The 22361-nt window shown below is 51.7% G+C and carries 22 protein-coding genes and 2 pseudogenes; 8 read left to right on the top strand and 16 right to left on the bottom strand.

The features are described 5' to 3' along the window. Positions 1–4: 4 nt before the first annotated feature. The 8 genes from A8990_RS21215 to A8990_RS21180 all read right to left on the bottom strand — a co-directional run bounded on the left by A8990_RS21215 (position 5) and on the right by A8990_RS21180 (position 7943). Positions 5–790: a DeoR/GlpR family DNA-binding transcription regulator gene (locus A8990_RS21215; RefSeq protein ID WP_116191055.1), complete on the bottom strand. Its 786-nt coding sequence runs from the start codon at positions 788–790 to the stop codon at positions 5–7. Between the two features lie 156 nt (positions 791–946). Beyond that, entirely contained in the window at positions 947–2062 is a 1116-nt protein-coding gene (gene phnW / locus A8990_RS21210) for a 2-aminoethylphosphonate--pyruvate transaminase (protein ID WP_116191054.1), read from the bottom strand. Continuing rightward, complete coding sequence (gene phnX, locus A8990_RS21205) at positions 2063–2860, bottom strand: phosphonoacetaldehyde hydrolase (protein ID WP_116191053.1); 798 nt, start codon at positions 2858–2860, stop codon at positions 2063–2065. Positions 2861–2874: 14 nt separating this feature from the next. Then, positions 2875–4572 (bottom strand): putative 2-aminoethylphosphonate ABC transporter permease subunit, encoded by a 1698-nt coding sequence (locus A8990_RS21200; RefSeq protein ID WP_245996141.1) that lies wholly within the window; start codon positions 4570–4572, stop codon positions 2875–2877. A gap of 5 nt (positions 4573–4577) precedes the next feature. Beyond that, positions 4578–5597, bottom strand: a complete 1020-nt coding sequence (locus tag A8990_RS21195; protein WP_116191052.1) for an ABC transporter ATP-binding protein — start codon at positions 5595–5597, stop codon at positions 4578–4580. Between the two features lie 32 nt (positions 5598–5629). Beyond that, the gene (locus tag A8990_RS21190) at positions 5630–6727 is read right to left on the bottom strand and encodes a putative 2-aminoethylphosphonate ABC transporter substrate-binding protein (RefSeq protein ID WP_116191051.1); all 1098 of its coding nucleotides are present in this window, start codon (positions 6725–6727) and stop codon (positions 5630–5632) included. Positions 6728–6963: 236 nt separating this feature from the next. Continuing rightward, positions 6964–7716 carry a twin-arginine translocase subunit TatC gene (tatC, locus tag A8990_RS21185; protein ID WP_116191050.1) on the bottom strand — a complete coding sequence of 251 codons (753 nt, stop codon included), beginning with the start codon at positions 7714–7716 and terminating at the stop codon, positions 6964–6966. Further along, positions 7713–7943: a MerR family transcriptional regulator gene (locus A8990_RS21180; protein ID WP_116191049.1), complete on the bottom strand. Its 231-nt coding sequence runs from the start codon at positions 7941–7943 to the stop codon at positions 7713–7715. The genes tatC and A8990_RS21180 overlap by 4 nt, the downstream gene beginning before the upstream one ends. A 344-nt stretch (positions 7944–8287) precedes the next feature. Here A8990_RS21180 and A8990_RS21175 point away from each other — a divergent pair, with 344 nt between their 5' ends. The 3 genes from A8990_RS21175 to A8990_RS21165 are packed head-to-tail and all read left to right on the top strand — an operon-like array spanning position 8288 to position 10688. Beyond that, entirely contained in the window at positions 8288–9895 is a 1608-nt protein-coding gene (locus A8990_RS21175; protein WP_116191048.1) for a flavin monoamine oxidase family protein, read from the top strand. Between the two features lie 13 nt (positions 9896–9908). Continuing rightward, positions 9909–10484, top strand: a complete 576-nt coding sequence (locus A8990_RS21170) for a RidA family protein (protein WP_116191047.1) — start codon at positions 9909–9911, stop codon at positions 10482–10484. A gap of 21 nt (positions 10485–10505) precedes the next feature. Then, a complete protein-coding gene (locus tag A8990_RS21165) occupies positions 10506–10688 on the top strand; it encodes a twin-arginine translocase TatA/TatE family subunit (protein ID WP_116191046.1) in 183 nt (60 codons plus the stop codon). Between the two features lie 368 nt (positions 10689–11056). Here the strand turns inward: A8990_RS21165 and A8990_RS32525 are convergent, their stop codons facing one another. Genes A8990_RS32525 through A8990_RS21150 form a run of 3 tightly spaced genes read right to left on the bottom strand, consistent with a single transcriptional unit; the run spans position 11057 to position 13798 of the window. Further along, on the bottom strand, positions 11057–12385 hold the full coding sequence (locus A8990_RS32525; protein WP_281272518.1) for a response regulator: 1329 nt from the start codon (positions 12383–12385) through the stop codon (positions 11057–11059). 40 nt (positions 12386–12425) lie between these two features. Continuing rightward, positions 12426–13565: a histidine kinase dimerization/phospho-acceptor domain-containing protein gene (locus A8990_RS32520; protein WP_147306842.1), complete on the bottom strand. Its 1140-nt coding sequence runs from the start codon at positions 13563–13565 to the stop codon at positions 12426–12428. Continuing rightward, positions 13514–13798, bottom strand: a complete 285-nt coding sequence (locus A8990_RS21150; protein ID WP_116191043.1) for a hypothetical protein — start codon at positions 13796–13798, stop codon at positions 13514–13516. The genes A8990_RS32520 and A8990_RS21150 overlap by 52 nt, the downstream gene beginning before the upstream one ends. A 183-nt stretch (positions 13799–13981) precedes the next feature. Between A8990_RS21150 and A8990_RS21145 the strand changes: the two genes are divergently transcribed. Next, complete coding sequence (locus tag A8990_RS21145; protein WP_116191042.1) at positions 13982–14869, top strand: LysR family transcriptional regulator; 888 nt, start codon at positions 13982–13984, stop codon at positions 14867–14869. A 44-nt stretch (positions 14870–14913) separates the two neighbouring features. Here the strand turns inward: A8990_RS21145 and A8990_RS21140 are convergent, their stop codons facing one another. After that, the gene (locus A8990_RS21140) at positions 14914–15249 is read right to left on the bottom strand and encodes a YuzC family spore coat inner layer protein (RefSeq protein ID WP_116191041.1); all 336 of its coding nucleotides are present in this window, start codon (positions 15247–15249) and stop codon (positions 14914–14916) included. Positions 15250–15334: 85 nt separating this feature from the next. Then, positions 15335–15727, bottom strand: a complete 393-nt coding sequence (locus tag A8990_RS21135; protein ID WP_116191040.1) for a RidA family protein — start codon at positions 15725–15727, stop codon at positions 15335–15337. Positions 15728–15846: 119 nt separating this feature from the next. On the opposite strand from A8990_RS21135, the gene A8990_RS21130 reads away from it, so the two are divergent. Both A8990_RS21130 and A8990_RS21125 read left to right on the top strand, forming a co-directional pair. Then, the gene (locus A8990_RS21130; protein WP_116191039.1) at positions 15847–16455 is read left to right on the top strand and encodes a dienelactone hydrolase family protein; all 609 of its coding nucleotides are present in this window, start codon (positions 15847–15849) and stop codon (positions 16453–16455) included. 71 nt (positions 16456–16526) lie between these two features. Beyond that, positions 16527–17018, top strand: a complete 492-nt coding sequence (locus tag A8990_RS21125; protein ID WP_116191038.1) for a pyridoxamine 5'-phosphate oxidase family protein — start codon at positions 16527–16529, stop codon at positions 17016–17018. A 59-nt stretch (positions 17019–17077) separates the two neighbouring features. Here A8990_RS21125 and ahpF read toward each other — a convergent pair whose 3' ends face one another. Together ahpF and ahpC are read right to left on the bottom strand one after the other, a co-directional pair. Then, positions 17078–18607, bottom strand: a complete 1530-nt coding sequence (ahpF, locus tag A8990_RS21120) for an alkyl hydroperoxide reductase subunit F (protein WP_116191037.1) — start codon at positions 18605–18607, stop codon at positions 17078–17080. 12 nt (positions 18608–18619) lie between these two features. After that, positions 18620–19183: an alkyl hydroperoxide reductase subunit C gene (gene ahpC / locus A8990_RS21115; RefSeq protein WP_116191036.1), complete on the bottom strand. Its 564-nt coding sequence runs from the start codon at positions 19181–19183 to the stop codon at positions 18620–18622. Positions 19184–19470: 287 nt separating this feature from the next. Between ahpC and A8990_RS32240 the strand changes: the two are divergent. Then, positions 19471–20235, top strand: a pseudogene (locus A8990_RS32240) (phosphodiester glycosidase family protein); the annotation flags it as partial. 3 nt (positions 20236–20238) lie between these two features. Here the strand turns inward: A8990_RS32240 and A8990_RS21110 are convergent. After that, positions 20239–20802 (bottom strand): annotated as a pseudogene (locus A8990_RS21110) (VTC domain-containing protein); the annotation flags it as partial. A gap of 190 nt (positions 20803–20992) precedes the next feature. Here A8990_RS21110 and A8990_RS21105 point away from each other — a divergent pair. Continuing rightward, positions 20993–22243: a sensor histidine kinase gene (locus A8990_RS21105; RefSeq protein ID WP_116191034.1), complete on the top strand. Its 1251-nt coding sequence runs from the start codon at positions 20993–20995 to the stop codon at positions 22241–22243. The last annotated feature ends 118 nt before the right edge of the window (positions 22244–22361 follow it).

The following is a 22361-nucleotide window of genomic DNA, read 5'->3' as shown; positions in this document are numbered from 1 at the left end:
CAGCCTATTCCGCAACGATCCATTCCAGCTGATGCTTGTCCATCGCTGCTGCCCATTCAGCCGGGTACGGCTGTTCACAGATGATCGTGTCCACTTCGCTCAAATCTGCGATTTTGTACAGCCTGCTGTTTCCGAGCTTGGAGCTGTCGGTGAGCACGATTGTCTCCTTGCTGTTGGTCATAAATTTACGCGCAAGCAGCGCCCGATCCGCATCGAAGCTCGTGACGCCTTGCTCCGGCAGCATGCCATCGATCGTGATGAAGGCGCGGTTCACGTAGAAGTTCTCCATGAACTTCTCCGCAAGCGAGCCGGAGATGCGGTGATGGCGCGGGTCCATTTTGCCCCCGACGAAGAATACATCGCCCGAGAACATCTCCTTGTTCTGATAATCGATCAGCATGTTCAAGCCTTGAATGGAATTCGTAATGATCGTTAAGCCCTTCTTATAAATCAAGAACGGAATCATCTGGAGGGAGGTCGAACCGTCATCGATGACGATGACGTCATGATCTTGAACAAGACTCGCAGCCGCACGGCCGATCAGCCGTTTCTCCTCTGCACGGAGCACTTCCCGTTTCACGAGGGAGGGCTCTTCGTTCATGAGCGTGATCTTCACGGCGCCGCCATATACCCGCTTCAGCCGGTTCCCCTCTTCGAGCTCCTCCAAGTAACGTCTGATCGTCTCGGAGGAGACGCCAAGGCGGTTCACCAGATCGGTCGTATAGACTTTGCCCGCATCATTGATCAGCTCAAGAATTTCCCGTTTGCGCTCTTCTCCAACCAGCGACATTTGCGGCCGCCCCCTTGTTTGCTTGGTGATTGAGAATGACTACTACCCTTACCTCTCTCAGCTCTGAAGCTTTGAAACTTTCGACAATATGCCATCAACTTCGATATTTAATCCGGAAATCCCTTCTTCTGACACTTGCCTGCTTGCAAAATCAGGCTACCAAAAGCACTCGTCCTCGATAATTTGCAGCAGATTTGCGATGTCTTCCCGGTACACTTCACCGATGTTGCCGATACGGAACGTATCTGCAGCGCTGATTTTGCCCGGATAGATCACGAATCCGGCTGCTTTCAGCCGCGCATACAGCTCATTAAAGCTGAACGCGATGCTTTGCGGATAATAGAACGCAGTGATGAACGGCGACTGCACATTGCTCTTGATCAGCGAGCAGAAGCCCAGCGAACGCATGCCGTTCACGAGCAGCTCTTGATTCGCCTTATAACGCTTATATCGAGCATCGATGCCGCCTTCTTGCTCCAATTCGCGCAGCGCTTGATCGAATGCGCGAACGACATGGGTTGGCGATGTGAACCGCCACTTGCCGTTCCCTTTCTCCATCGCCGACCATTGGTCGTACAGGTCGAGCGATAAGGAACGAGCCTGCCCCTCGCAGCCGGCAAGCGCCTCGGTGCGGGCGATAATGAAGCCGAAGCCCGGCACGCCCTGAATGCACTTGTTCGCGCTGCTGATCAGGTAATCGATCTGCAGCTCGTGCACGTCGATCGGGATGCCGCCGAAGCTGCTCATCGCATCGACGATGACGGTCTTGCCATGCGCTTTCGCGATAGCTGCAACTTCCGCGATAGGATTGAGCATACCCGTCGTCGTCTCGCAGTGAACAATCGCCACGTGCGTAATATCTGTTTCTTCTTGCAGACGCTGCTCGACATCCGCTGGGTGAACCTGATCTGTCTCGCCGAAGTCGAGCACGGACGTATCTATCCTATAGACGCGGGCCATCTGGGCGACTCGATTCCCATATGCACCGTTAGTCAATACGAGCAGCTTGCCGCTGCGCGGGATGACGCTGCCGATGACCGACTCCACGCAGAAGGTTCCGCTGCCCTGCATCAGTACAGCTGTGTACAGCTCCGGCGTGTTAGTCGCCAAGTGAACGAGACGGCTGCGAATGCTCTGTACAAGACTGTTATAGTCGTTGTCCCACGTGCACCAGTCGCGGAGCATCGCTTCTTTCACCGTATCCGATGTTGTGAGCGGACCTGGTGTCAGGAGCAAATACGGACGATTGGATTTTGCTACCGCGCTGTTCATCTACGGACGCTCTCCTTTCGTCAGACGCTCATTGATGAGAGCAATGATCTGATCGAGCTCGCCGATCGAATCTGCAATATAGTGCGCGCCTGCTCCAGTCAGCCGTTCTGCGACTGCCGCTTTGCGGCGGTTCAGTTCCTCCGGTTCGCAAGCCGCTACTTCAGCCTCCGACATGCCAAGCTCACTGCTGCCGAGCACAACGCCCACTGTCCAGCAGCCTGCGTTAACCCCTTCGAGCATATCGCTGACCGTGTCTCCCGCTTTCACGATTCGGTGCATCGGATATACGCCGAGCAGCTCCGCATTGCGGTAAACCATCCACGGATAAGGACGGCCAGCCGCCACTTCATTCGGCGTTACGAGCGTATCCGGCGCATAGCCTTGCTCCATCGCGCCCCGGCACACAATATCCATCATCGCACGGGTATACCCCGTCGTTGAACCGATCGCAATGCCCTGCTCGCGAAGACGAGCCGCCAGCTCTACCGCCCCTGGCACCGGCGTCGCGAAATTGCGCAGCGTGCTGAACAGCATCGGTTCGAAATCCGCATACAGCGCATCAATATCTTCTTCCGAAGGAATTCTGCCAAACTTGCTTTCCCACAGAGCGGCAATTCGCTCCATGCGGCACATCGCTTGAATATGATCTCGTTTCAGCATGCCCATCGGTCCACGAGCTTCCTCTACCGTTACTTCAATGCCGCGGCGGGCGAATACATCTACGAATACATTAAGCGGTGCAAAACAACCGTAGTCTACCATCGTGCCTGCCCAGTCCAACATCACTGCTTTGATCATCTATGATCTCTCCCTTAGCTGTTTCTAGTCTGCCAAGCCCCAGTTTTCGTCTTCACGAAGTGCGCGATTGCTTCGTAAACAAGGCGCACCATAACGTTCGTCATCATAATAAGCACGGACATCGCTGCCGCCGAAGCAACGTCGCCGGCGTCGTCCATATTGACGACCGATACGGATGCCAGCTTCAAATCTGCCGCGTACAGGAACATGACCGCCGATACGGTTACCATCGAATTGATGAACAGATACATCGCCATTTCCAGCACAGCCGGCAAGCATAGCGGAAGCGTGACGCGAAGCAGCGTCTTGTACTGCGGCACGCCCATCGCGTCCGATGCCCTCTCGATTTCTTTGTCGAGCTTCTTCAGCGCGCTCGTCGCCGTGACGAACGAGACCGCATAGAAATGCGCGATGTTCGCCAGCACGAGAATCCAGATCGTGCCGTAGATGCCGTGCAGCGGATTGCTCCGCTCGTTAAAGAAGAAAATATAAGAAAGTCCAATGACTAGCCCCGGCAGCGCCAAGGGCAGAATCGACAGGAAGTAGCCCGCTTGACGGAGCATCTTCATAGACCTTGTCTTCTCGATTAAATAAGCGCCAAGGAAAGTCACAATCGTGCCGATCCCGGCAGTCCAGGCCGACATTCGCAAACTCGTCCAGAAGGGCTGGATACTGCCGCCTGCCACTTTGGTAAAGTCATAATGAACGAACGACAGCGACAAGTTATAAGGCCAAATCTTAATAAGCGATGCGCCGATAACCGTCAAAATCACGATGCCGATCAAAGCCGACAGTACGAGGCAGCATGCCAGGAACAGACCGTCTCTGAGCCGACTCGTCTGAATCCGATAAGGCAGCGCTCTAGAGCTGATCGCATTCTGCTTGCGTGATACGATGCGGTCTACGGTGAAGGCAAGTACGGCTGGCAGGATAAGAATGATGCCGACAGTAGCGCCCATGCCCATATTTTGCTGACCGATGACCTGCTTATAAATTTCAGTTGCCAGCACGCTGTAATTGCCGCCTACGACCTGCGGCGCACCGAAGTCGGTGAACGCGAGCGTGAAGCAGACGAAGATTGCAGAGATAAGTCCGTACTTGATATTCGGTACGGTTACGGTGAAGAAAATGCGGCGTTTGCTTGCTCCCATCGTCGTCGCTGCTTCATACAGGTTGTAATCCGCGAAAGCGAGTGAGACGGCAAGGATCAGGTACGCCTGCGGGAAGGTGTACATAACCTCCGCCATCATAATGCCGATAGGGCCATACAGTTCGATATGCCACTCGAAGGGCAGCGCCCCGAAGAAACCGTTCGTAATCAGACCCTGATTGCCGAACAAATAAGTAAGCCCGATACCGTGCAGCATCGTTGGCGCGAAGAGCGGCAGCAGTGCGATTGTTTTGAAAATCAGCTTGCCTTTGATGCCCGTGCGCGTGAGCGCATAAGCGAATACAAATGCCAAACAGACGGAGATGCATGCCGTTCCCACCGAGATGAACGCGGTATGCCAAAGCGATTGCAGCAGTGCAGGTGACTGAAAATATCGAGCGAAGTTGGCTAAGCCCGTAAACTCGCCGGTCTTGCCTTCAAAAGCTTTGCTGAACAAAGTGATTAGCGGCAGCAGCACCATGATGCAGAGCGCGGCGATAAGCGCAACGATCGCAGCTCGTTCGCCAAAACTTCCTCTTCGCTTCACGAGCGATAGCATCATCGTTCTCACACGACCACCTCAACCCATGGAGTCGGTAGAGCGTCACCGAAATATATCAAATGCTCGCTCGGCAGCTCATAATAAACACGGCGGTTCTTCTCTAGTCCCAGCAGACGAATCATAGAGCTATTCACATCTGCGATTATTTCTCGCGAATGCGACGGTTTAAGCGTAATGCGATAGGAGGACCCGCGGAATTCCAGGTTCTCAATGATAGCTTCGCTGCTGTCCGGTACTGGCTGCAGATGAATGCTTACATGCTCCGGACGAATGGCAACAGCGGGAACTTCTTCAACGCCAACGAAATTAACGGCGCCGATGAAGTCAGCTACGAATTTGCTGTTCGGTCGCTCATAAATCTCTTCCGGCATTCCAACCTGGATGACTTTCGCGTTGTTCATAACAACGATTGTGTCTGCCATTGTGAGCGCTTCTTCTTGGTCATGCGTAACCATTATGGTTGTCATGCCCAGCTGCTCATGCAAGCGGCGAATTTCTTGGCGCAGCTTCTGGCGCACCTTCGCATCCAGCGCAGAGAGCGGTTCGTCCAGCAGCAGAAAGTCCGGCGACATCGCCACAGCACGCGCAAGCGCTACACGCTGCTGTTGTCCGCCTGACATTTGGGACGGATACTTCTTCGCGGAATGCTCAAGGTCAACCATCGCGAGCACTTCTTCCACTTTGCCCCGGATTTGCGCCTTGGACATCTTCTTCTCTTGCAAGCCGTAGGCGATGTTCTGCTCTACGGTCAGATTCGGGAACAGCGCGTACGATTGGAACATCATGCCGGCTTGGCGCTTGGAAGGAGGCAGAGATGTAATGTCCCTGCCCGCCACCGTAATGCGGCCGCCGTCTGGCGTTTCAAGGCCCGCAATCAATCGAAGCAGCGTCGTCTTGCCGCAGCCGCTCGGTCCAAGCAAGCATACGAACTCATTCTTCGGAATCTCAATGTGAATAGGTTCAAGCGCGGTGAATGATCCGAATGTTTTGCGGATGCCTTCAATGGATAGATAGGTCTGTGGCATAAAGCAGCGCTCCTCCTTCTGGTTAGATCGTATTATTCTTTCGGTTCGCTCTTCGCTTCGTAACGCTTCGTCCACTCAGCCAATGTCGCTTCACGGGAAGCTGCCGCTTTGTTCAAGTCGATCTTGATCAATTGGCTCATTGGATCTGCCTTGTAGCCTTCCGGTATCGATGCGCCTTCGTTCTTAATGGAGATGATCGCGTAGTTCTTGTTGTACTCTTTCATTGGCTCAGCGGAAATCGCCCAGTCCAGGAATTCTTTCGCTTCTGGCTTGATGTTGTCTTTCTTCATGAGCGCATTTGCTTCAACGTCCCAGCCGGAGCCTTCTTTCGGGAATACAACTTCGATCGGAGCGCCGCTCTTCTTCTCTTCAATTGCGCGGTAGCCGAACGATACGCCGATCGGATATTCGCCTGTGCCTGCTAGTTTCGCTGGCTTAGAACCGGACTGTGTGTAAACCGCGATGTTCTTGTCGAGCTTGTCGAGGTAATCCCATGCTTTGGCATCGCCCATCAATTGCTCCAGACCCGATACAGTCAGGAAGCCAGTGCCCGATGCTGCTGGGTTAGGCATGACGACCAACCCTTTGTATTCAGGCTTGGTCAGATCTTCATAAGATTGCGGAATCGGCAGGTTCTTCTTCTTCAGCTCTGCTGTGTTTACTGCGAAAGCTGTCTCCCATGCATCGATGCCGACCCAGTGCGCAGGCTCCCCAGTGTCTTTAAATTCTGGAAGTACATTCTCAATACCTTTCGGCGAGTAGCCTTCCAACATTCCGTTCTGATCAAGGACAAGCAAGCTAGTTGCCGCTGTACCCCATACAACGTCTGCTACCGGATTGTCTTTCTCAGCAAGCAGCTTTGCAGTGATAATACCTGTGGAATCGCGTACGATGTTTACTTTTATGTTCGGATACTGTTCTTTGAATGAAGCTAAGTACGCCCCAATTTGATCGTCTTCAAGTGCGGTGTAAACTGTAATTTCCGAATTCGCCGCTGCTTCTGTCGCAGGCTTGTTCCCGTTTGCTGCTTGTGCCGAATTCGTGTTTGCATCGTTATTGCTTGTTCCACATGCTGTCAGCGCCGAGATGACCAATGCTGTTGTTAGTGCAGTCCCCATCCACTTCTTCATTTCTTCTCTTTCCCTCCACATGGTTCTTAATTATTGTTCCTTAGCGTTCTTTCGCTTAAGGACATCCTTAGTGTAAATCCGAATTGTAAAATACATATTCAATCCATGTTAAGAAATTGTATTTTCTTGATTTTAGTTGGTTTTGGTTGTGTTTGTGGTTTTGAAGCTTATTTTAGGCACACAAAAAAAAGACCGAACTCGCAAGAAGTTCAGTCTAGGATATGCAAATCATTCCACTAAGCGCCCGATGCCTCTACTAATGAAGCGTTTCTTCTCCGGCCATACACGATGCGGGAAAGCAGCACACTCACCTCGTACAGCACGACAAGCGGAATGAACACCATCATATGCGAAATCAGCTCCGGCGGCGAAATAAGGCTCGCTACTATCACGAGTACCAAATAAGCATAGCGCCGCATTTTATGCAGCGCCTGAGGTGTCAGCACGCCGATCTTCGTTAGAAACATCACAATCACAGGCAATTCAAAGGCAATCGCAAGCGGAATGATAATATTGAACATGAAGCCAAAATATTGCGCGACCCCGTAAGTCTCCACCAGCTGCAGGCTCTCTGTAATCCGCGTCGTAAAGGCGAAGCTCATCGGGTAGACGATGAAGTATCCGAAGGCAAGACCACATAGGAAACAGATTACGCTGTATGGAACGTATCGGAGAGCCGCTGCCCGTTCATCCGTATGAAGGCCCTCGCGGACGAATCCCCACAGCTGATATAGAATGAACGGCAATGAAATCGTCAATGCGAACACAAGCGCAATTGTCATGTACAAACGCAATCCGTCCCACGGAGAGAAGACATTCCAAGTCATGTTCGATGCCGGCGGAACGCTTTTCAAATAATGAAGTACTTTGGGTGATAGGTATAACCCGGCACCAAGAGAGAGGATCAGCACAGCCAAGCTTCGCCATATCCTTCGACGCAGCTCGGTCAGATGGGCAATGAGCGACATCGTTTCCTCCAGCGGTCTCATTCGCAGCACACCTTTCCGCTTTTGCGCAGCTCGAACGTATGAAACCCGTCCCGCAGCTTGCTATGGATTTCTTTCACCTTCTCTACATCGTCGAACGAGTACTTGTGCGCGCCGCCCTTCGATCGCACCGGAAAAATAAGCTGTTTCTCCTCGTAATACCGAATTTGCCTTTCCGTCAAACCTGTCAGGTCGCATACAGTGCCAATGCTCATTACCTTCTCATGCATCGTTCATCTGCCTCCCATCCCAATTATGTTAGATAATCTAACACAATATCTTCTTGGTTCGAGATGATATCAGCTTATATCCGAATGTTCAATGGGACTGTATGCCCAGTCGTACGTGTTTTTTGGTATTTTATGCCTTGATTTGGATGCGAGAACCAGCCCCAAACCGTTGTGAAACGGCGTGTTCCAAGCACTTCGACACCACATCGATAAATTATATATTTCATATTGATAAATTTTATTTATGTTAGACTTTCTGACAAAATATTGGATTTACTGAAAATTTCCATGTTACATTTGCCCCAGAGACGGACACTCGGTCCACCTAAAGGAGCTGAACGAGAATGGAAACGAAAGAAACGCCAAATGAAGTGTCGCGCCGCCAATTTCTAACGACAGTGGGCAGAGTCGGAGGTGCCGCCGCCTTATTCAGTGTCATGGGCACGATGGGGCTGTTCACGCCGCAAACGATGAAGGCAGCGGAATATACGCCTCCATCCAGCTGGGACTTGAAAGGCACGAGCCGCTCCGGCAAGAAGATCGTCATCCTCGGCGCAGGTCTCGCCGGCTTGACTGCCGCCTACGAGCTCGGCAAAGCCGGCTACGACTGTACCATTCTCGAAGCCCGCGCCCGTACCGGCGGCCGGAACTGGTCGGTACGACGCGGCACGACCGTCACTGAGGTTGGCGGACAGAAGCAAGTCGCCCGCTTCGACGACGGCCATTACCTGAACGCCGGCTGCATGCGCATTCCGCAGTTCCATGTGACGATGGAATATTGCCGGGAGTTCGGCATCCAGATGGAGCCGTTCAACAACGTGAACGAGAGCGCCTACTACTACAACGAGAATGTGCCCAGCTCCCTCTCGAACAAGCCTATCCGCAAACGCGCGGCGAAAGCCGACGCCAAAGGCTATATCAGCGAGCTGCTCGCCAAGGCTATTAACCAGCCTGGCCTCGACTTGCCCGTTACGCCGGAGGAGAAGGAAAAGATCGTCGCCTACCTTCGTTCCGAAGGCAACTTGGACGCCGATCTGTTCTACAAAGGCTCCTCTCGCGGAGGCTACAAGGATGAACCGGGCTCGCGCCTTGACGCCGGTGTCATCCGAGATCCGTTCGACATGAAAGCGATCATTAATTCCGGCTTCGCGAGCTACTTCAGCAGCGAGTACGAATACGATCAGCAGATGATGATGTTCCACCCCGTCGGCGGCATCGACGCGATTCCGAAAGCATTCGAGAAAAGGCTCGGCAACCGGATCAAGCACAATATGGAGGTATCCGAGATCAAGCATGTCGGCGAGAAGGTGCAAGTCTCTTATACCGACCTGCTGAGCGGAGAGGTGAAGCAGATAGAAGGCGACTTCTGCATCTGCACCATTCCGCTGTCGGTGCTGAAGACGATCAAGCACGACTTGTCGCCCGAGATGACGAAGGCGATCAACAATACGAACTACGCGAATGCCGGCAAGATCGGCCTGCAGTTCAAGCGACGGTTCTGGGAAGAAGACGACCTCATCTTCGGCGGCAACACGCTGACGAACATGGACATCTCGTCCATCTATTACCCGCCGACGAACTATTTTGCCAAAAAAGGGGTTCTGCTCGGCTATTACGCCTTCGGCGCCAAGGCCGACAAGATCGGCGCGCTGTCCTTCAAGGATCGCGAAGCGCTTGCGCTTACCCAAGGTGCGCAAATCCATCCGCAATACTTCGATGAATTCGAGTCCTCCTTCTCCGTTAACTGGAAGACGATCAAATACAACATGGGCAGCTGGGTTTCGTACTCGGCTGACGACCGGAAGACGAACTACCCGGTACTGTGCAAGCCCGACCGCCGCGTCTACCTCGCTGGCGAGCATATCAGCTACATCACGGCATGGATGGCTGGCGCGATCGAGTCTGCTCGTTCCGTCGTCACCGATATCCATGAGCGCGTCATGAAAGAATAGGAGGGAAACTGGAATGAACATCAACGTTAATTTGAACTTATCTCGTAAAGTAAAGATCGCAGCCTGCGTGGTCATCATCGCTTCTCTCGCCGCTACCGCTTCCGTATATGCCGCCATAACACCGAATAAATATCCGCTGACACCGATTTATGAGCCTGAATTTTACGGCAGCCCGTCATCGTCAATCGCAAGCGCGGTTGCCCTGCCAGCCGGCAGTGCCACGTTCTCGACGAGCGGCACGACGCCTGCGGTCATTAACAAGGATGGCAAAACCATCTATGAGCGCTACGGCGACACCGAAGCGCAAGGCACAAGCATCCTGCAGAACATCGAGAAGCAGTTGAAGGAGCAGGGACTGTCGTTGAAAGATGTGATCTATCTGCGCGTCTACATCGCCCCGGATGCGGCGAAAGGCGGCAAATTCGACTATGACGGCTGGTTCAAAGCGTATGCAAAATACTTTGGCACGAAGACGAACCCAACCAAGACAGCCCGCTCCACAGTCGGCGTTGCCGGTCTCGTCAACTCTGATTGGCTGATCGAGATCGAAGCAGTCGCCGCCTATCCAAGCCAGCATAACCAAGACTAAATTCCAAGGGAGATGATCCGCATGCTGCAAAATGTCGGGTTTCCAGGACTGATGATGATTCTCGTCGTTGTACTTATTATTTTCGGACCATCCAAGCTTCCTGAATTGGGCCGTGCCGTCGGCCGCACGCTGCACGAGTTCAAGTCCTCCGCCAAGGAGCTGGTCTCTGATACGAAGGAAGAGGTAACGGAGAATAAGTCTTAACCTTCCACCTCATCCTCCCCTTGCTAGGTTGGATAAATCCACCCATTTTGATCAAAAAAGCGGTTTTTCGCAAGCTACGATGGATTTTTCCGCTCATTTTCGGCCAGAAGGACTGAAATGGCCAATTTCGAGCAGAATTGAGTGGATTTTTCCACTATAAGGTGCAACTTCTTCTTTTTTGACCTTTCTATATTGGATAAATCCGATAAATCCACTATAGAGGAGCAGACCAAGGCCTCGCCGGGCGGACTCTTTGGAGATCCTAGGCGAAAACGAACCCTATAGCACCTGTTTCCTCATGCCGGAGCACGTATAGAGAAAGGCGCAGAACACAACAAAACCCGCTCTAAGAGCGGGTTTTGACTATTTCACCTTCGATATCTCACCTTCGATATCTCACCTTCGATAGAAGCCAACGCTTCCTCGAATTTGTGCTGCATGATCGTAAGAGCAAAGGACGGATTCTCCTGATTGATCAGGGCATATTCAACCTTCTCGACTGCAATCGCAAGCTCGTAAGCGCCGATGAAGATCGCCGCCTCCTTCAACTTATGGGCGAGAAATTGGGCATTCTCCAATTCTCTCCTGTCGATCGCATAACGAATCCAATCGAGCGAATCTCCATGCTCGGTCATAAATTCCTGCAATAGCTGCCGGTACAGATGCTTGTTATTACCTAGCCGCGACACCGCTTTCTCGACTTGCAGAACTTGGACAGCTCCCTCTTGCTCCTCCTGCTCAGATTCAAAAGCCGCTGCAACCTGCCGCTGTCCGCCCCTTAATCTCGAGCTCTGAATGACGCGCTGCAGCACACTGAACAATTCGATCGAATCGAACGGCTTCGTAATATATGCGTCCATGCCAACCTCGAGCACCCGTTCTTTGATCCCCTTCATCGCATCGGCTGTCATCGCGATGATCGGCGTGTCGCCGCCGAGCTTCTCACGAATCAACCGCGTTGCCTCATACCCATCCATAACAGGCATTTGCAAATCCATCAATATCGCATCGTAAGGGACGAGGCCAGCCATTGCGACTGCTTCGGCGCCGTTATTCGCGACATCTAGCTGGATGTCCATATCAGACAGGATCGCTTTTGCCACCTCTTGATTGATTTCATTATCTTCAACGAGCAAAATATGAGAGTGTCTGAGCAGGTTGAATCGTTCCTTTCGATCTTGATCTTGCGCAATAATGTGCTTCTGAGAAATTTGCGTCTTGTACAAGCTGCAAATTTCGTTGAACAGCTGCGACTGGCTTATCGGATAGTAAATGATTTTCTCGAAGACGCCGCGGCTGTCCAGCTCGTGTAGTCGCTGCTCATGATACGCGCTCACCATGACAAGCACTTGAGCCGGTGCAGCATGTTCAAACTTGAACTTCGCCGCAAGTTCGAACGGATCGCCCTCCTTCAAGCTCCAATCGATGAGCACCAAGTCGTAGCGATTATTCGAATATTTCTGGAGCACCTCATTCTCCGTTTTCGCAACGCGGACAATGAATTTGAGCTGCTCAAGCTGATTTTGAAGTACAACATTCATCTCTGCATGATCGCAAATAAGCAAAACCCGCAGAAACTTGAAACCTAGCTCCTTGTCCGGAACGAATGCATTCATCGTGCTGTATTCGAATCGCGCGTCAAACGAGAAGCGGCTGCCTTCGCCTGCCTTGCTCTCCACATGGGTAGTTCCACCCATCAGCTCGATCAGATTCCTGCTAATGACAAGTCCAAGTCCACTACCCGCCATACCGGCGGGTAGTGGACATATCCGCTTGCGTGAACGCTCGGAATAACAGCTTCATCTCCTCCTGCGTCATTCCAATACCGGTATCCTCAATATCGAATTGAAGCGACAGTGAACTCGCCTTCTTCAAGCGGACGTACACAGAAACGGAAACCTCGCCTTGCTCCGTGAACTTAATCGCATTGTTCGCCAGGTTCAGCAGCACTTGACTTAAGCGGAACGGATCGCCCTTCAGCATCTGCGGCACATCGGGATGTACGGAGAAATGAAGCCGAAGCCCTTTCTCATAGGCTTTGAAGCTGATCATGTTGGAGGTGTCGCTAAGAACTTCATAGAGATCGAAATCGATCTGCTCCAGCATAATCTTCTTCGCTTCAATCTTGGAGAAGTCCAGAACATCATTAATGATCGTCAGCAGGTTCTTGGCAGAGAGAATCGTCTTGTCGACATAATCCTTCTGCTGCTCAGACAAATTCGACTGCTGAAGCAAATAATTAAAGCCCATAATGGCATTCATAGGCGTCCGAATCTCGTGGCTCATGTTAGCGATGAATTCGCTCTTCGCCCGGTTGGCCTCATCCGCTAGCGCTTTTGCCTCTTCCAGCAGTACATTCTTCGCCTCGAGCTCCTTCGTCCGCTGAACAACAGTCACTTCCAGCTGCTCCTTGTGGTCATGAATGCTGCGTAAAGCTTCCCGCAATTCCCGAATCATGACAGAAGCGGATCCCGTATTGAGGCGGCGTGTCACATACAAGGTGCCGACCAGGATGGCGAGCAATATCCCGAATGTTGCAATGAGAAAGCCCACCGTCACTTGAAGCATGCTCATGACATGTCGATGCTCCGCAGCAGTCTCCAACTCCGTTCTCGTTTTTACCATACGTTGATAGTACTCAATGTTATTGATTATATCTTGCTTCTTCATTGCATATTGCTGATCGAACATTAGCTTCCTCGCAAGCTCGAGGTTCCCCGCTTCCGCTGCATTCATCGCTTTTCCTTCAATGACTTCAAGCTCGCTTGACGCCGTCTTCGCCTGCTGCAGGAGAGCGAGTTCAATCGGAGGAGATCCCAGCTCCTTCAACTTCTCGATGGCATGATCCGCGTGCGGGTCTCCTTCACTTCGCGCCAATAATTCGCATAATGGACGATATCGCCTAATCCCACATAGGCTCTCGCTTCGTTTGTTAAATAGTTGGAGGCATGCTCCAAATCAATGCCAAGCTGTTTAATTTCCACTTGTCTCAAGACCGACGCGTGTTGCTCGTGATAGCTGTGTGACAGCAATGACAAGCAAACAAATACACCTGCAAACAATAACGTTAAAATGGCAATCATGGATGTGAGCCAGGTTGATATTCTCATACTCTAAGCCCCTTTATTAATAAGCGTATCGTTCTCATTATAGTGACGAGCCATAAACCTGTATAATATATAAAAAGTTATAAGAAATAGCTCCAAATCTATGGAAAAAATAAAGCTTTAAATGTGCATACTTTTAGGTATAATACAAATTAATTTCATCCAAATCTAAAGGAGCTTCATCACGTGGAGATACTTCAGCTGCGATACTTTCTGACCACAGCCAAGCTCGAACAAATGACCAAAGCTGCAGAACAATTAAACATCGCACAGCCATCGCTCAGCAAAACAATCTCCCGCCTGGAGGAGCAAGTCGGCGTGCCGCTCTTCGACCGGAACGGCCGCAATATTCGGCTGAACGCCTATGGGCAAGCTTTTCTGAAACGAGTTGAGAACGTATTCTTCGAGCTGGAGGAAGCTGAGCGGGAAATTCGCGATATGGCCGGCTTGGACCGAGGCATTATTACGCTTGCCGTTTCTCTCACCAATATCCTGCCTGAGATGCTGGGAGCTTTCTTGGCAGAGCACCCGGATGTACAATTCCATCAAGTCGTCGAACCGATTGCCGTCATGCAGCAAATGCTTCAGCGAGGCGAGATTGACATGTGCCTCACTTTTGCGGAGCTCGAAGGAACAGACATCGAATCGAAGACGTTGCGCACGGAAGATGTTTACTTGCTTGTCCCCGATCAACATGCCTTGTACGGCCGCGAATCCGTCTCCCTGCACGAGTTAAAGGACGAGGCCTTTATCGGTTTGCGGCCTATATTCTGGTTCCGCGAAATGACGGATCGCTTATGCCTCCGCAAAGCCGGTTTTACGCCCAGAACAACCATAGAAGTGGACGAGGTCGATGCCGTACTGCTGCTGCTGAAGCAAGGGCACGGGGTCGCGTTCGCGCCTGACTTGGCTTGGAGAACGAGGATGGATCTCGGTAAGAATCGCGTTCGAATTACAGACATGGGCGGACAAGTGAACCTGAGGCTAGCTTGGTCGAATAGACACTATCTGTCTGCTGCAGCACAGAAATTCCAACAATTTATTATGGATTATTTCGCCAACCTGAAATGGTAAAGAAGAAGCGTGCGAGAGTCGCACGCTTCTTCTTCACCTGTTATTTACCAGCATATGGAGAGCCTAATCCCAAAACATGCCCCTGGATCCTGCGGCTTTAACATTAAGATAAGCCCTTCAGGACTGTAGGTCAGCGTGAAGGACGACTTGACACCTGCCGACTTGATGTAATCCTCGACTTTCTGATGCTCGCTCTTCGAAGCGGCTTCTTTAATCTTCAAAGCTAGATCATTGCTATGAGATAACTGCGTTAACAAATGGTACATCTCCAGAGTCGGCGCCATAAATTGATCAGCGGAATGCTTGAATTGTGTAACATCGGACGGATCTGGCGCTCGAAACATCTGATACGGATAGCTGAAGCCATAGTAAGGATGCATGGCGTCCTCCCTCTCTTCCCCGCAAACAACACTGCGATAGTATATGGGCATCAAACCATGATGGTGTTAGCTTCGTTACAAAACCCTACCCTCTTTGCCGCGGCTGCGGGGCATAAGCAACGCAATCCACTTCAATCAGATAGTCGCCAATACCGCTAACGACCGTTGTTCTCGCTGGATAAGGCTGATTGAACAGCTCCGCATAAGTACGATTATAAGCCGGCAGATCCTCGGACTTGCCCAGATGGACATCCATCTTGATGATGTGATCAAGCGTAAGCCCAACCGTCTTAAGAATCGTCTCGATATTCGCGATCGTTTGCTTCGTCTGCTCCTCGATGGTCTCCCCTGCGAGCGCGCGATTTTCCGGCTTAACGCCGACTTGCCCGGAAACATAGACGAAATCGCCTGCAACTACCGCATGAGAGAACGGCAGCGGGAATTGCGGGGCTTGCTCGGACCAGATTGCTTTGGACATTAAGATTCCTCCCTATGGTCGATTCCTATTGAATCAAGGATGGACAACGAATGGCAGTTATTGTTATCTTAGAGGATAAAAATGATTCATTTCACTCTGCTTCAGGAGGAACGGTGAAAATGCTACGCATACAGAAAGGTTCGGATACCGCGGTCATCGTCATGCATGAAATTTATGGGATCAATGCGCATATGGAGCTGGTCTGCAATACGTTGTCTGGCTATGGCGTTGATGCATGGTGCCCGGATCTGCTAAACAGAGGTGAAGCTGCTTTTGCCTATGCGGAGGAGTCGGACGCTTATGCACACTTCATGCAGGAGGTTGGGTTCACGGCTGCGGCCGCCTCCGCACGCCGGCTGATTGCAGAAATCGCTCCTTCATACCGCCAAATCATACTCGTCGGCTTCAGCGTCGGAGCTACTATCGCATGGCTGCTCAGCGAAGAACCGGCCGTTCACGGCATCGTTGGCTTCTATGGCTCACGCATCCGGAACTACATGGAAGTGTCGCCTGCTTGCGAAGCGCTGCTCTTCTTCCCGCAAGAGGAAGGCTCCTTCAACGTGGATGATTTGCTCGCAGCGCTCCGCGACAAACCGCTTGTTGAGGTTCATAAATTCTCCGGACAGCATGGATTCAGCGATCCATACTCTCCAAAGTATAACGAAGCATCGGCGCAGGAAACGCTGCAGCGTGTGCGGCACTTCCTATCATGGGTCGAATCCACTTGAGAATACCGGACTAGCGGCATGGCAATAATAACCTTTGGTCAAGCCACAATGCAAGCAAAGGAGATCAATAGATGGATTCTAGCTCTAACCATAAAGAGGATATTGAAACCGTCCGGGATTTGATTAAAGACATCGAAATCGCAATGCTGACAACGGTATCGGATGAGGGGCTCGTTTCACGTCCGATGAAGACGCAAGAGGTCGAATTCGACGGAAATCTGTGGTTCCTCACCAAGAAGGATACTGGCAAATTCCATGAACTGCTCCACAATCGGCAGGTCAATGTTGCCTATGCAGGCAAAGCATTCGTCTCCATTCGCGGTGAGGCCGAGCTTGTGGATAGCACCGAGAAGATTAAACAATTTTGGAGCCCGGCTTATGAGAAACTGCTCGAGACAAAGGTTGACGATCCCAATCTTGTGCTCATTCAAGTAAAGGCCGATACGGCCGAATATTGGGATACAGGCAACAAGTTCAAAATGGCGAAGTTCCTATTCAAAAGACTGCTCGGCAAAAATACGGAGGGCACGGACCTCAATCGGATTGTTGAGTTGAAATCGTAAAAAAAACCGTCCCACACCTGCGTGCGGGACGGTTTTTGCCATGCAGTTATAAGTCACAATTAATTCCGGATGAGGTAATCGAATGCGCCGAGTGCTGCTGTCGCGCCCGATCCCATCGAGATAATAATTTGCTTGTATGCGCTGTTCGTGCAGTCGCCTGCAGCGAATACGCCGGGCACGCTTGTTGCACCGTGGCCGTTGACCACGATTTCACCCATGCGCGTACGCTCGATGTCTTCGCCAAGCCAGTCTGTGTTCGGCACAAGACCGATTTGGACGAATACGCCTTCAAGCTCGACATGCTGCTCGCCGCCAGTGTCACGCTCGATGAAGGTAATGCCGTTTACTTTATCCGTACCCGTAATTTCCTTCGTCTGAACGTTCTTATGCACCGTTACGTTCGACAAGCTGTAAAGACGCTCTTGAAGAACGGCATCCGCCTTCAGCTCCGGCATGAATTCGAGAACCGTAACATGGCCGACGATACCGGCGAGGTCGATCGCCGCCTCGATACCGGAGTTGCCGCCGCCAATGACCGCTACGCGCTTGCCGATAAACAACGGACCATCGCAGTGCGGGCAATAAGCTACGCCCTTGTTCTTGAACTCTGCTTCACCCGGGACGTTAACGTTACGCCAACGTGCACCTGTGGACAGGATAACCGTCTTGCTCTTCAGAACCGCGCCGTTCTCAAGTTCAACCTCAATGAGTTCCTTCTTCTCCAGACGCTTCGCCTTTTGAAGCTTCATCACATCGACGTTGTACTCTTTCACATGCTCTTCGAGACTTGCGGCAAGCTTCGGACCTTCGGTATATTTCAAGCTAATGAAATTCTCGATACCTACAGTGTCCATCACTTGACCGCCGAAGCGTTCTGCAACGACCCCTGTGCGAATCCCTTTACGGGCTGCATAGATCGCTGCGCTCGCGCCAGCAGGACCCCCGCCGACAACAAGCACGTCGAACGGTTCTTTATTGAACAGCTCCGAATCGTCACGGTTCGTGTCGATCTTCGCCAGAATCTCCTCGACCGACATACGGCCGCCGCCAAAGAATTCGCCGTTCAAGTACACGGATGGCACGGCCATCACTTGTCTGCTCTCGGCTTCCGCTTTGAATACAGCGCCGTCGATCATCGTATGCGTAATACCCGGGTTCAGTACGCTCATCAAGTTCAGCGCCTGCACGACGTCCGGGCAGTTGTGGCAGCTGAGGCTGATGAACGATTCGAACTGGTACTCGCCTTTGATGCTCTTGATCTGATCGATAACAGCTTGCTCCACTTTCGGTGCCCGGCCGCTGACTTGCAGCAGCGCGAGCACGAAGGAAGTAAACTCATGGCCAAGCGGAACGCCGGCGAACGCAATGCCCGTGTCTTCGCCTGGACGATTCACACTGAAGCTTGGCGTTCTTGGCAGATCCGCTTTCTCTACCTTGATCCGGGAGGACATGCTTGTCAGTTCATCCATCAGTTCAAGCGTATCTTTCGAGGCTTGATCATCGCCGGTTTGAACTTTGATGACGACATCGCCTTCCATCAAACCAAGGTACTGTTGTAACTGTGCTTTTATCTCGGGATCAAGGACCATCTGGATCGCTCCTTAGATTTTACCTACGAGGTCAAGGCTAGGCTTAAGCGTTGCGCCGCCTTCTTGCCATTTCGCTGGGCAAACTTCACCTGGATTGTTGCGTACGTATTGAGCTGCTTTGATTTTGTTAACGAGCGTGCTTGCATCACGGCCGATGCCGCCAGCAGAGATTTCTACAGTTTGGATGACGCCGTCTGGATCGATGATGAACGTACCGCGGTCAGCAAGACCGTCAGCTTCGATCAATACGTCGAAGTTACGGGAGATCGTGTGAGTCGGGTCACCGATCATGATATATTCGATTTTGCCGATTGTTTCCGAGCTGTCGTGCCAAGCTTTGTGCGTGAAGTGAGTATCTGTCGATACGGAGTACACTTCAACGCCAAGGGATTTCAAAGTTGCGTATTGATCTTGAAGATCGCCAAGCTCAGTTGGGCAAACAAATGTAAAGTCAGCTGGGTAGAAGCATACAACGCTCCATTGGCCTTTGAGATTTTGTTCAGTTACTTCGAGGAATTTACCACCTTGGTAAGCTTGAGCTTTAAATGGCAGTACTTCTTTTCCGATTAGAGACATTGATATTTCCTCCTAGAGATTGGTTTATTTAAAATAATTCTAAACTGATATTAATTCTCAGACGACTTTTTGTCAAGCCTTTTTCAGCTCTAACTGATAATAATTTTCAATTAGACCGAACAGGCTTGTTTGCCATCTGCTAGTATTGTCCATCTCAGTTTCATTATACAAAAACTCGCTCGGTTCGTGGGCGGGTTTTTTGACATTTCATTTAAGCTGCATTTAAGTAACCCCCTCTATTGTAAAGGTATCGAAATTGCTTATGCCTTAGAAGGAGTGACTTACGAATGAAAAAACCAAAGAACAAGAAATCGCGGCGAAAGCTTATCATCGGCTTGGCCCTATCACTAACAACCGTCGGCGGTGTGCTATATGGATTGGCGGATCAGTATCTGATTGAGCATGTCGAGGTGATCGTCCAGCCTGTCCACGCGAGCAGCACTTCTGGGTCTACCGTTTCAGCTACTACCGCTTCGGCTTCGGCTTCAGCTGGAACAACGGCTAGCACATCAACAACTACGAGTATTGGTACGGAAAATGTAACGAGCGACGATTGGAACTACACCAGCGACGATATGACCATTTCGGTTAAGAAGGTCGAGACCGGTTCCGGTGCGGACAAAGTCACCTACTACGTCGCCGACGTCCAGGCGAAGGATGCGTCGCATCTGCTGACGGCATTCGCAGACAATGCCTTCGGCCGCAACATTACCGAGGATACCTCGGAGATTGCATCGGCGAATAATGCGATCCTCGCCATCAACGGCGACTATTACGGCTTCCGCGGTGACGGGGTCGTTATCCGGAACGGCACGCTGTACCGGAATGAGCCGGCGCGTGAGGGGCTTGCGCTATATAACGACGGGACGATGAAGTCGTACAACGAGGAAGAAGTGTCAGCCGATGAGCTGCTTGCTCAAGGCGTGACGAATGCGTTCTCCTTCGGTCCTGCTCTCGTGAAGAATGGCGTGGCAGTCACTGATTTTGGCAATGTGAAAATCGATACGAACTTCGGCAACCGCTCCATCGGCAACGCCAACCCGCGTACGGGCATTGGCATGATCTCGGCGAACCATTATGTGTTCGTCGTCGTTGACGGTCGTCAAGATATTCGTGTCGAACGTGATGCGCAAATCCCGATTCCGTTTGCAAAACATCGCGAACCGCTCATACGCCAGATACAGCATCGGCTTCAGCTCGTATCTCGATAGGAAATATTCGATCTCCTGCGCGACCTGCCAGTTCATCCCTTCCCGGTACGCCGGCGCCTCGCCCGTCCGGACGAACTCATACGCTTCATTCAGCTTCAGCGCCGTCCGCCGTTTGTTCACGAGACCGAACACTTTCTTCTTCAGCTCCAGATACACTTTCGCATCCGCTTCCGGCACGCCGTAAGCCCTGACACGCAGCTTCTCCCGGTACTTCGGTTTTGATAAGCTGTTTCGAATAAGCGAATGACACTCCGTGTCATAGTACAAATTGCTGATCGAGTAGAACTGGTCATGCTTGTTGTAAGCATCGAGCTCCATGTGCTCCGTCAGTCGATCATATAGCAGCTCAAATACCGTCGTATCCATCGAGTACTTGTTCTCGTATCGGTTAAACACTTCAATCGCCATCATGCAGCGCTCCTTCCCTATTCTATCTTGGCGCCAACCGCCGTCCTTCCATGTCTGTAGCTTAAAGTCCGAACCTTTAACGAAACTTAAATTGTAAACGCAGTGTAAAATTATTTTTCGGGCTGGGGTCGAACGTTCGGATTAATACGATTCGCGGCGTCGGGTATGTGCTTGAGGAGGCGACTTCTTAATGTTCAACAGACTGCGCAACCGATTTCTGCTTATGAACATGATCATCATCTCGCTCATCATGCTCGCTGCCTTCGGGACGATCTACGCCATCACGTTCCGGAACGTTCAGAACGATATTCATATGGATATCATGCGGATGGCCGATGAGGGCAAAATGGATCACGGGGGCGGCCCGAAAGGCCCTAAGCCGAACGATGATTTCAAGAAAGGGTTCGATAATGGTTTCCATGAGCGGTCCGTCTCCTTCACCATACTGACGGATAAGAATTGGACCGTTACGAAGACGGAAACCCGCTTCGATCTTGATAGCGAGCTCTTCGCCGCTGCCGCGAAGAAAGCGCAAGCCCATCCCGTCCAGTTCGGCCAGTTCACGACGGACGGCACCCGCTGGGCGTATACGGTTTCGCCCACGCCGACCGGCAATGCGATCTTCTTCATGGACGTCACGCCGCAGCATAGCATCCTAACAACCATGACTTATACGTTCTCCTTAGTCGCATTTGGCATGCTCGGCGTCATCTACTTGGCTAGCCGCTACTTCGCGGGACGCTCGATCGCGCCGGTCAAGGTAGCTTTCGAGAAGCAGAAGCGGTTCATCACCGATGCTTCCCACGAGCTGAAGACGCCGCTGGCCGTCATCAACACGAACGCCGACGTACTGCTGGCCAATGGCGAGGAAACGATCAACGATCAGATCAAGTGGCTGCAGCATATCAAGTCGGAGACCGAGCGCATGAAGACGCTCACGAACGACCTGCTCTATCTCACCCAGATGGACGATGCCAGAGAGCAGATGATTCAGGTGCCGTTCGATCTCAGCGAAGCGGTGGACAGCATCATCCTCACGATGGAAGCCGTCATCTTCGAGAAGGAGCTTGCCTTCGATTACGACATTGAGCCAGGCTTGACGATCACGGGCAATAGCGAGCAGATGAAGCAAGTCGTCATGATTCTGCTCGATAATGCGATCAAATATGCGAATTCGCACGGTTCCATCCACATTGCCCTCAAGAAGCAGCAAGGTCACATCCAGCTGTCCGTGTCGAACACCGGTCCCGGTATTCCCGCTGATCAACTGGACAAAATCTTCGACCGCTTCTATCGCGGCGATGCCTCTCGCACGCGCAAGAACGGCGGCTATGGACTCGGCCTTGCCATCGCCAAGTCCATCATCGAGCAGCATCGGGGCAGAATACACGCGAGAAGCACACCTAACGAGAAAACGACGTTCTACGTGCAGTTAGGCTAATCGTCCTGAACCCTATAGCCGGATAAATCGAGTAGGCCCATGCGCAATTGCATGGGCCTCTCACAGATCCGGACGTGCGGGTCATCGCATCCGGCTCCTCCATGATTATCCCCGTTGG

The sequence above is a fragment of the Paenibacillus taihuensis genome, assembly GCF_003386535.1.
GTDB lineage: Bacteria > Bacillota > Bacilli > Paenibacillales > Paenibacillaceae > Paenibacillus_Z > Paenibacillus_Z taihuensis.
This window is presented reverse-complemented; position numbering and strand designations above follow the sequence as displayed.

What these genes read in the sequence shown, in the direction of transcription:
- A8990_RS21215 (WP_116191055.1), bottom strand. Translation starts at nt 790, where the DNA reads ATGTCGCTGGTTGGAGAAGAGCGCAAACGGGAAATTCTTGAGCTGATC.
- phnW (WP_116191054.1), bottom strand. Translation starts at nt 2,062, where the DNA reads ATGAACAGCGCGGTAGCAAAATCCAATCGTCCGTATTTGCTCCTGACA.
- phnX (WP_116191053.1), bottom strand. Translation starts at nt 2,860, where the DNA reads ATGATCAAAGCAGTGATGTTGGACTGGGCAGGCACGATGGTAGACTAC.
- A8990_RS21200 (WP_245996141.1), bottom strand. Translation starts at nt 4,572, where the DNA reads ATGATGCTATCGCTCGTGAAGCGAAGAGGAAGTTTTGGCGAACGAGCT.
- A8990_RS21195 (WP_116191052.1), bottom strand. Translation starts at nt 5,597, where the DNA reads ATGCCACAGACCTATCTATCCATTGAAGGCATCCGCAAAACATTCGGA.
- A8990_RS21190 (WP_116191051.1), bottom strand. Translation starts at nt 6,727, where the DNA reads ATGAAGAAGTGGATGGGGACTGCACTAACAACAGCATTGGTCATCTCG.
- tatC (WP_116191050.1), bottom strand. Translation starts at nt 7,716, where the DNA reads ATGAGACCGCTGGAGGAAACGATGTCGCTCATTGCCCATCTGACCGAG.
- A8990_RS21180 (WP_116191049.1), bottom strand. Translation starts at nt 7,943, where the DNA reads ATGCATGAGAAGGTAATGAGCATTGGCACTGTATGCGACCTGACAGGT.
- A8990_RS21175 (WP_116191048.1), top strand. Translation starts at nt 8,288, where the DNA reads ATGGAAACGAAAGAAACGCCAAATGAAGTGTCGCGCCGCCAATTTCTA.
- A8990_RS21170 (WP_116191047.1), top strand. Translation starts at nt 9,909, where the DNA reads ATGAACATCAACGTTAATTTGAACTTATCTCGTAAAGTAAAGATCGCA.
- A8990_RS21165 (WP_116191046.1), top strand. Translation starts at nt 10,506, where the DNA reads ATGCTGCAAAATGTCGGGTTTCCAGGACTGATGATGATTCTCGTCGTT.
- A8990_RS32525 (WP_281272518.1), bottom strand. Translation starts at nt 12,385, where the DNA reads ATGGGTGGAACTACCCATGTGGAGAGCAAGGCAGGCGAAGGCAGCCGC.
- A8990_RS21150 (WP_116191043.1), bottom strand. Translation starts at nt 13,798, where the DNA reads ATGAGAATATCAACCTGGCTCACATCCATGATTGCCATTTTAACGTTA.
- A8990_RS21140 (WP_116191041.1), bottom strand. Translation starts at nt 15,249, where the DNA reads ATGCATCCTTACTATGGCTTCAGCTATCCGTATCAGATGTTTCGAGCG.
- A8990_RS21135 (WP_116191040.1), bottom strand. Translation starts at nt 15,727, where the DNA reads ATGTCCAAAGCAATCTGGTCCGAGCAAGCCCCGCAATTCCCGCTGCCG.
- A8990_RS21130 (WP_116191039.1), top strand. Translation starts at nt 15,847, where the DNA reads ATGCTACGCATACAGAAAGGTTCGGATACCGCGGTCATCGTCATGCAT.
- A8990_RS21125 (WP_116191038.1), top strand. Translation starts at nt 16,527, where the DNA reads ATGGATTCTAGCTCTAACCATAAAGAGGATATTGAAACCGTCCGGGAT.
- ahpF (WP_116191037.1), bottom strand. Translation starts at nt 18,607, where the DNA reads ATGGTCCTTGATCCCGAGATAAAAGCACAGTTACAACAGTACCTTGGT.
- ahpC (WP_116191036.1), bottom strand. Translation starts at nt 19,183, where the DNA reads ATGTCTCTAATCGGAAAAGAAGTACTGCCATTTAAAGCTCAAGCTTAC.
- A8990_RS21105 (WP_116191034.1), top strand. Translation starts at nt 20,993, where the DNA reads ATGTTCAACAGACTGCGCAACCGATTTCTGCTTATGAACATGATCATC.